General features: G+C 70.4%; 6 protein-coding genes. All 6 read right to left on the bottom strand.

The genetic code is table 11. The features are described from left to right. The coding region (locus AC1D12_RS19215; RefSeq protein ID WP_477842266.1) for a Mur ligase domain-containing protein at nucleotides 1–640 on the bottom strand (640 nt) is incomplete at its 3' end. 79 nt (nucleotides 641–719) lie between these two features. Next, a complete protein-coding gene (gene murG / locus AC1D12_RS19210) occupies nucleotides 720–1,802 on the bottom strand; it encodes an undecaprenyldiphospho-muramoylpentapeptide beta-N-acetylglucosaminyltransferase (RefSeq protein ID WP_047505743.1) in 1,083 nt (360 codons plus the stop codon). After that, a complete protein-coding gene (ftsW, locus tag AC1D12_RS19205; RefSeq protein ID WP_047505741.1) occupies nucleotides 1,799–3,058 on the bottom strand; it encodes a putative lipid II flippase FtsW in 1,260 nt (419 codons plus the stop codon). Before ftsW ends, murG begins: the two co-directional genes overlap by 4 nt. Further along, nucleotides 3,055–4,953, bottom strand: coding sequence for a UDP-N-acetylmuramoyl-L-alanine--D-glutamate ligase (gene murD, locus AC1D12_RS19200; RefSeq protein ID WP_477842263.1), 1,899 nt, complete (start codon nucleotides 4,951–4,953; stop codon nucleotides 3,055–3,057). Before murD ends, ftsW begins: the two co-directional genes overlap by 4 nt. 7 nt (nucleotides 4,954–4,960) lie before the next feature. Beyond that, nucleotides 4,961–6,142 (bottom strand): phospho-N-acetylmuramoyl-pentapeptide-transferase, encoded by a 1,182-nt coding sequence (mraY, locus tag AC1D12_RS19195; protein WP_477842261.1) that lies wholly within the window; start codon nucleotides 6,140–6,142, stop codon nucleotides 4,961–4,963. Next, nucleotides 6,132–7,325, bottom strand: a 1,194-nt coding sequence (locus AC1D12_RS19190; protein ID WP_477842259.1) for a UDP-N-acetylmuramoyl-tripeptide--D-alanyl-D-alanine ligase, incomplete at its 5' end; no start/stop codon positions are given. The genes mraY and AC1D12_RS19190, both read right to left, overlap by 11 nt.

Below are 7,325 nucleotides of genomic sequence, written 5' to 3'. Positions count from 1 at the left end.
TGGCCGCGCCGGAGAACGGCATGCGGTGCAGGAATTCGACAAAGGCCGACTTCAGCTTCGCGAAGTCGTGCCCGTAGGTGTCCATGTGGTCGGCATCGATGTTGGTGACGACCGACAACACCGGCAGCAGGTTCAGGAACGAGGCGTCCGACTCGTCGGCCTCGACGACGATGTAGTCGCCCGAGCCGAGCCGCGAGTTCGCGCCGGCCGCGTTCAGCTTGCCGCCGATCACGAAGGTCGGGTCGACGCCGGCCTCGGCCAGCACGCTGGTGACCAGCGAGGTGGTGGTCGTCTTGCCGTGCGTGCCGGCGATCGCGATGCCCTGCTTCAGGCGCATCAGCTCGGCCAGCATCACCGCGCGCGGCACCACCGGCACGCGCCGGCTGCGCGCGGCGATCACCTCGGGGTTGTCGCCCTTCACGGCAGTGGAGGTGACGACCGCCTCGGCGCCGGCGATGTGCGAGGCATCGTGGCCGACGAACACGCGGATGCCCAGCGACGCGAGGCGCTGCGAGGTGGCGCTGTCGCTCTGGTCGGAGCCGGAGACGGTGTAGCCGAGGTTGTGCAGGATCTCGGCGATGCCGCTCATGCCGGCGCCGCCCACGCCGACGAAGTGGATGTGCTTGACCGCATGCTTCATGCGTCGGCCTCCCCTTCGAGGAGGTTCTTCGTCGGCTCTCGTGGACCTTCGACGAAGTGGATTTGCTTGACGGCGTGCTTCATGCCACCAGCCTTTCGAGTTCATTCGCCACGCGCGCAGCGGCGTGGGGTCGGGCGAGGGCTCGCGCCTTCGTCGCCATCGTGTTCAGTGCATCGCGCGTCAGGCCCTTCAACAGGTCGGCCAGCCGCTGCGGGTTCAGTTCGGTTTGCGGCAGGTGCAGGCCGGCGCCGTGCTGCGCGAGCCACTCGGCGTTGTCGCGCTGGTGGCTGGTGGTGCTGACGACCAACGGCACCAGCACGCTCGCGACGCCGGCGGCGCACAGTTCGCTGACCGTCACCGCGCCGGCGCGGCAGACGATCACGTCGCAGGCCGCCAGCCGCGCGGCCATGTCATCGATGAAGGGCAGCACCTCGGCATCGATGCCGGCCGTCGCGTAGGCGGCCAGCACCGTGTCGAGCTGGGCGGCGCCGGTCTGGTGCGTGACGCGCGGCCGCTGCTCGGCCGGCAGCAGCGCGAGCGCCTGCGGCACCGTCTCGTTCAGCACCTTCGCGCCGAGGCTGCCACCGACCACCAGCACCTGCAGCGGGCCGCTGCGGCCGGCGAAGCGCTCGGCCGGTGGCGCGAGCGCCTCGATCTCGGCGCGCACCGGGTTGCCGGTCACGACGCCGAGCTTCGTCTGGTGCGCCGCCTCGCCGTCGAAGCCGAACGCGATGCGATCGGCCACCGGCAGCAGGCTCTTGTTGCTCATCAGCAGCGAGGCATCGGCGTTCACCAGCATCAGCGGCTTGTTCAGCAGCGAGGCCATCAGCCCGCCAGGGAAGCAGACGTAGCCGCCCATGCCGAGCACCGCATTCGCGCGGCGGCGGCGGATGATCTGCAGGCAGCTCCAGAACGCGCCGAGCAGCCGCAGGCCGCCGGTCAGCGTGTGCAGCAGGCCCTTGCCGCGCAGCCCGCTGAAGCTGATCGCATCCATCGGGATGCCGCTCGGCGGCACGAGCCGGTTCTCCATGCCGTGCGTGGTGCCGAGCCAGCTGACGGACCAGCCGCGGCTCTGCATCTCGCGCGCGACCGCGAGGCCCGGGATGATGTGGCCGCCGGTGCCAGCTGCCATCACGACGAGGTGCCTGGAGACCGTGCTCATGCCCGTCCCCCGCGCATCATCTGCCGGTTCTCGATGTCGACCCGCACCACGATCGCCAGTGCGACCAGGTTCATCAGGATCGCCGAGCCGCCATAGCTCATCAGCGGCAGCGTCAGCCCCTTGGTCGGCAGCACGCCCAGGTTCACGCCCATGTTGATGAAGGCCTGCCCGCCCATCCAGATGCCGATGCCCTGCGCGAACAGCCCGGCGAACACCCGGTCGAGCGCGACCGCCTGGCGGCCGATGTGGAACACCCGGCGCGACAGCCAGAAGAAGGCCGCGATCACGCAGGCCACGCCGATGAAGCCGAGCTCCTCGCCGATCACCGCGAGCAAAAAGTCGGTGTGCGCCTCCGGCAGGTAGTGCAGCTTCTCGACGCTCGAGCCGAGGCCCTGCCCCAGCACCTCGCCGCGCCCGAACGCGATCAGCGAGTGCGACAGCTGGTAGGCCTTGCCCAGCGTGTACTTCTCGTCCCACGGGTTCAGGTACGCGAAGATCCGCTCGCGCCGCCATTCGCTGAAGGTGATCATCAGCACGAACGCGCCGACCAGCACCGCGGTGATCAGGAAGAACATCCGGCCGTTGACGCCGCCAAGGAACAGGATGCCCATCGCGATCGCCGCGATCACCATGAAGGCGCCCATGTCCGGCTCGGCCAGCAGCAGCAGGCCCACCACCGCGACCGAGATCGCCATCGGCATCACCGCGCGGAAGAAGTTCTCCTTCACCTCCATCTTGCGCACCATGTAGTTGGCGGCATAGAGCGCGATGGCCAGCTTGGCCAGCTCCGACGGCTGGAAGTTCGTGAAGACCAGCGGGATCCAGCGCCGCGCGCCGTTGACGCCCTTGCCGACGTGCGGGATCAGCACCAGCACCAGCAGCAGCAGCGAGGCGGCGAACAGCCACGGCGCGAACTTCTCCCACAGGCTCACCGGCAGCTGCACGACGACCACCGCGGCGACCAGCGCGACGACGATCGACAGGATGTGGCGCACCAGGAAATGCGTCGGCGCATAGCGCGTGAACTTCGGGTTGTCGGGCAGCGCCACCGAGGCCGAATACACCATCACCATGCCGAGCGCGAGCAGCGCCACCACCACCCACACCAGCGGCTGGTCGAAGCCCTGCAGCTGCACCGGCTTGTTCGCCGACGCACCGGTCCAGTCGCGGATCGGCACCGACCCGTCGCGCTTGAACAGCGCGCGCACGCGCTCCTTCAGCGCGTCGAATCCGGAGCGGGCCGTCAAGCTGCTCATGCCTCGCTGCCCCCTTCCGCGGCGATCGCCCGCACCTCGTCGCAGAACACCTGCGCGCGGTGCGCGTAGTTGCGGAACATGTCCAGGCTCGCGCAGGCCGGGCTCAGCAGCACTGCGTCGCCGGCCTGGGCGCGCGTGAAGGCCCAGCGCGTCGCGGCCTGCAGCGTCTCGTGGCGCTCGACCGTGATGCCGGCGCCCCGCAGCGCCTGCTCGATCGCCTCGGCATCGCGGCCGATGGTCGCGACCGCGCGCACGTGCTGGCGCACCGGCGCGAGCAGCGGGCCGAAGTCCTGGCCCTTGCCGTCGCCACCGAGGATCATCACCAGCTGGCCGGGCGCCTTGTCGGCACCGAGCCCGTTGATCGCCGCGACCGTCGCGCCGACGTTCGTGCCCTTGCTGTCGTCGTAGGCCTCGACGCCCTCGACCAGCGCGACGAACTCGACACGGTGCGGCTCGCCGGCGTACTCGCGCAGGCCGTGCAGCATCGGCGCGAGCGGGCAGCCGATGGCCGTCGCCAGGGCGAGCGCCGCCAGCGCGTTGGCCGCGTTGTGGCGGCCGCGCACGCGCAGCGCGTCGGCGGGCATCAGGCGCTGGATGTGCAGCTCCTCCTCCTCGACCGCGCCCTTGCCGCGGCCCTTGGGCTTGGCGGTCTCGTCGGCCTCCATCGCGCGCACCAGCCAGGCCATGCCGTTCTCGTGGATCAGGCCGAAGTCGCCGGGGCGTTTCGGCGCGTCGAGGCCGAAGCGGAYGACGTGGCGCTCGATCGGCTTCGCGAAGCGGCCTTTCCCAGGAAGGGGCGCCGGCACCATCGCCTCGACCGCCGGATCGTCGCTGTTGATCACCATCACCGCGGTCTTGCCGAAGATGCGCGCCTTCGCGCCGGCATAGGCCTTCATGTCGCCGTGCCAGTCGAGGTGGTCCTGCGTGACGTTCAGCACCGTCGCGGCGCCGGGCTCGAAGCCCTRCACGCCGTCGAGCTGGAAGCTGGACAGCTCGAGCACCCAGACCTCGGGCAACGACTCGAACACCGGGCCCGGCGGCGGCGGCGGGATCAGGTGCGGCGGCGGACCGCCCCCCATCGGCATCTCGACATCCTCGGGTACCTCGGGCGCTTCAGGCGGCAACGCGGCGATCTCCTCGACCGCGGCATCGAGCACGTCGTCGCTGATCGGATCGGTCAGCGGCTCGGTCAGCGGCTCGGCGCCTGCGTCCACCGCCGCCACGGCATCGCCCGTGACCTCGGCCGGCAGCGCCTCGGGCAGGCTCTCGGAGATCGCCTCGACGGCGTCCTCGATCACCGCATCGGCCACCGGCGCCGTCGGCGCTTCCGGCAGGTCGTCCAGCGCCGCCTCGTCCGGCAGCTCATCGACCAGCGGCGCCGGCTCGGCATCCAGCGCCTCGGCCAGCGTCTGCAGCATCGTCGGGCCGATGTTGCCGGCGGTCGCGACGCGGCGGCCGGTGCGCGAAATCAGCTGCGAGGCCATCGCCGTCGTCGTCGTCTTGCCGTTGGTGCCGGTGATCGCGATCACGCCGGGCGCATAGCCGCGCGCGGCCTTCAGGTCGGCGAGTGCGCGCGCGAACAGGTCGAGCTCGCCCTGCACCAGCACGCCGGTCTCGAACGCGAGCTTCAGCAGCGGCTCGACGCGCGGGTCGCGCGGCCCGAGGCCCGGACTCTTCAGCACCAGCTTCACGCCCTGCAGCTGCACGGGGTCCAGCGGGCCGGAGAGCAGCGTCGCGCCCGGCACGTGCTCGGCCAGCGCCGCGGCATGCGGCGGGTTCTCGCGCGAATCCCACACCTGCACCTGCGCGCCGAAGCGGGCGCACCAGCGCGCCATCGCGAGCCCCGATTCACCGAGGCCCAGCACCAGCACGTGGAGGTCTTTCAGGTGGTTCATCGGGTGTTCACCGCAGCTTCAGGCTCGCGAGCCCGACCAGGCACAGCAGCATCGTGATGATCCAGAAGCGCACGACGACCTGCGTCTCCTTCCAGCCCGACTTCTCGAAATGGTGGTGCAGCGGCGCCATCTTGAAGATGCGCCGGCCCTCGCCGTAGCGCTTCTTCGTGTACTTGAACCAGGCCACCTGCAGCATCACCGACAGCGCTTCGGCGACGAAGATGCCGCCCATGATCGCGAGCACGATCTCCTGGCGCGTGATCACCGCGATCGTGCCGAGCGCGCCGCCCAGCGACAGCGCGCCGACATCGCCCATGAAGACCTGCGCCGGGTGCGTGTTGAACCACAGGAACGCGAGCCCCGCGCCGGCCATCGCCGAGCAGAAGATCAGCAGCTCGCCCGAGCCCGGGATGTACGGGAACAGCAGGTACTTCGAGTACACCGAGCTGCCGGTGACGTAGGCGAACACGCCCAGCGCCGAGCCGACCATCACGACCGGCATGATCGCGAGGCCGTCCAGCCCGTCGGTGAAGTTCACCGCGTTGCTGCTGCCGACGATCACCAGGTAGGTCAGGATGATGAAGCCGAACACGCCCAGCGGGTAGCTGATGCTCTTGAAGAACGGCACCATCAGGTCGGCCTTGGGCGGCAGGTCGTTCGAGAAGCCGCTCTGCACCCAGCGCAGGAACAGCTCCAGCACGCGCAGGTTGGAGGTTTCCGACACGCTGAACGCGAGGTACAGCGCCGCCACCAGCCCGAGCAGCGATTGCCAGAAGTACTTCTCGCGCGAGCGCATGCCCTCGGGGTTCTTGTGCACCACCTTGCGCCAGTCGTCGACCCAGCCGATCGCGCCGAAGCCGAGCGTCACCAGCATCACGATCCAGACGAAGCGGTTGCTCCAGTCGAACCACAGCAGCGTCGAGATGCCGATGCCCAGCAGGATCAGCACGCCGCCCATCGTCGGCGTGCCGCTCTTGCTCAGGTGGGCCTGCACGCCGTACTCGCGGATCGGCTGGCCGATCTTCAGCGCGCTCAGGCGGCGGATCACCATCGGGCCGAACGCGAGGCCGATCAGCAGCGCGGTCATCGCCGCCAGCACCGCACGCATCGTCAGGTACTGGAACACCCGCAGGAACCCGAGCTGGTCGGGGTAGGCACCCTGCAACCACTGGGCAAGACTAAGCAGCATCGTTCGATCCTCTGGTGTTGCCATTGCCAGGTACTTCGGCGCCGCTGCGCTGCAGCGCGGCCACCACCTGTTCCATCTTCATGAAGCGCGAGCCCTTCACCAGCACCGCGGCACACGCCGGGGCCGCAGGCAGCGCGGCGACCAGCGCCGCCACGTCGTCGAAGTGGCGCGCACCGGCGAAGGCGTCGGCCGCGTGGCGGCTCAGCGCCCCGGCCGTCCACAGCGATTCGATGCCGCGCGCCTGCGCGAACGCGCCGATCTCGGTGTGGAAGGCCGGGCCCTGGTCACCGACCTCGCCCATGTCGCCCAGCAGCAGCCAGCGCGGGCCGGGCAGCTGCGCCAGCACCTCGATCGCGGCACGCGCCGAATCGGGGTTCGCGTTGTAGGTGTCGTCGACCAGCGTGACCGGCTGGCCGTGCACCTGGGCAGTCTTCAGCTGCGAACGGCCCTTGACCGGCTCGAACGCCGCCAGCCCCTGCACGATCGCCTCCAGCGGGCAGCCCGCGGCCAGCGCGCAGGCGGTGACGGCCAGCGCGTTCTTCACGTTGTGGCGGCCGGCGATGCGCAGGTCGGCCGCCTGGAAGCCGGCCGGGGTGTGCAGCATCAGCGACCAGTGGTCGCCGACCCACTCGGCATCGCAGGTCACGTCGGCCGCGCCCTGCAGCGCGAAGGTCAGCGTCGGGCGCGACGCGGCCAGCGCATGCCAGACCGGCGCGTAGTCGTCGTCGGCCGGGAACACCGCGACGCCGGTCGGCGGCAGCGCCTCGATCACCGTGCCGTTCTCGCGCGCCACCGCCTCGACGGTGGCCATGAACTCCTGGTGCTCGCGCTGCGCGTTGTTGACGAGCGCGACCGTCGGCGCGGTCATCGCGGCCAGCGTGGCGATCTCGCCCGGGTGGTTCATGCCGAGCTCGACCACGCCGGCGCGGTGCCAGCAGGTGTCGTCCTGGCGCAGGCGCAGCAGCGTCAGCGGCACGCCGATGTCGTTGTTGAAGTTGCCCTGCGTCGAGAACGCCGCCTCGCCGAGCCAGGCGCGCAGCACCGACGCCAGCATCTGCGTGACGGTGGTCTTGCCGTTGCTGCCGGTCACCGCGATCAGCGGCAACGCGCAGTGCGCCCGCCACGCGGCGGCCAGCTGGCCGAGCGCGGCCTTGCTGTCGGCCACCTGCAGGCCGGGCAGGCC

It is taken from the genome of Rhizobacter sp. P1_G5 (assembly GCF_056405435.1).
Note: the sequence above shows the minus strand (reverse complement) of the source record. Positions and strands in the feature narration are given on the sequence as shown.

Excerpts from the sequence above, each read along its gene's own strand:
- mraY (WP_477842261.1), bottom strand. The coding sequence starts at position 6,142 with ATGCTGCTTAGTCTTGCCCAGTGGTTGCAGGGTGCCTACCCCGACCAG.
- murG (WP_047505743.1), bottom strand. The coding sequence starts at position 1,802 with ATGAGCACGGTCTCCAGGCACCTCGTCGTGATGGCAGCTGGCACCGGC.
- ftsW (WP_047505741.1), bottom strand. The coding sequence starts at position 3,058 with ATGAGCAGCTTGACGGCCCGCTCCGGATTCGACGCGCTGAAGGAGCGC.